Origin of the sequence: Halobacteriovorax sp. RT-2-6 (assembly GCF_047085025.1) — a bacterium.
In the GTDB taxonomy this organism is placed as follows: domain Bacteria; phylum Bdellovibrionota; class Bacteriovoracia; order Bacteriovoracales; family Bacteriovoracaceae; genus Halobacteriovorax_A.
In genome coordinates, this window is the sequence record NZ_JBKIYH010000006.1 from 1 (window position 1) to 791 (window position 791).

Sequence of the window (791 nt, forward strand, 5' to 3'; positions counted from 1 at the left end):
AACATCTCAACACCAGTTACAGTTGTTTTAGTTGTTTCTTTAATACCAACGATTTCGATTTCTTCGTTAACTTTGATAATCCCTCTTTCAACACGTCCTGTACAAACTGTACCACGTCCTGAAATTGAGAATACGTCTTCTACTGGCATTAGGAAGTCAAGGTCTGTTGCTCTAGCTGGAGTTGGGATGTACTCATCAACTTGTGCCATAAGCTCTAGAACTTTATCTTTACCAATTGCATCGTCTCTCATTTCAAGAGCTGCAAGTGCAGAACCAGCTACGATAGGAATATCGTCACCTGGGAAGTCGTATGAAGATAGAAGTTCTCTTACTTCCATCTCTACTAGCTCAAGTAGTTCTTCGTCATCTACTTGGTCTACTTTATTTAAGAATACTACGATCGCTGGTACACCTACCTGACGTGCAAGAAGGATGTGCTCTCTAGTTTGTGGCATTGGCCCATCAGCCGCTGAACATACTAGGATCGCTCCGTCCATTTGTGCTGCACCTGTAATCATGTTCTTTACATAGTCAGCGTGACCTGGACAGTCTACGTGTGCGTAGTGTCTGTTAGCTGTTTCGTATTCAATGTGTGAAGTATTGATTGTAATACCTCTAGCTTTTTCTTCTGGTGCTGAATCGATTTCGTCGAATTTTCTTACGGCACCACCAAGTGCGTTAGCTAATGTGATTGAAATTGCCGCTGTAAGAGTTGTCTTACCGTGGTCAACGTGCCCGATCGTACCAATGTTTACGTGGGGCTTACTTCTGTCAAAAGATTCTTTTGCCAT

At 42.6% G+C, this 791-nt stretch carries 1 protein-coding gene; it reads right to left on the reverse strand.

What is annotated here, in order from left to right; genetic code table 11:
* On the reverse strand, nt 1-791 hold a 791-nt coding region (locus tag ACMAYS_RS15670; RefSeq protein WP_412463578.1), incomplete at its 3' end, for an elongation factor Tu.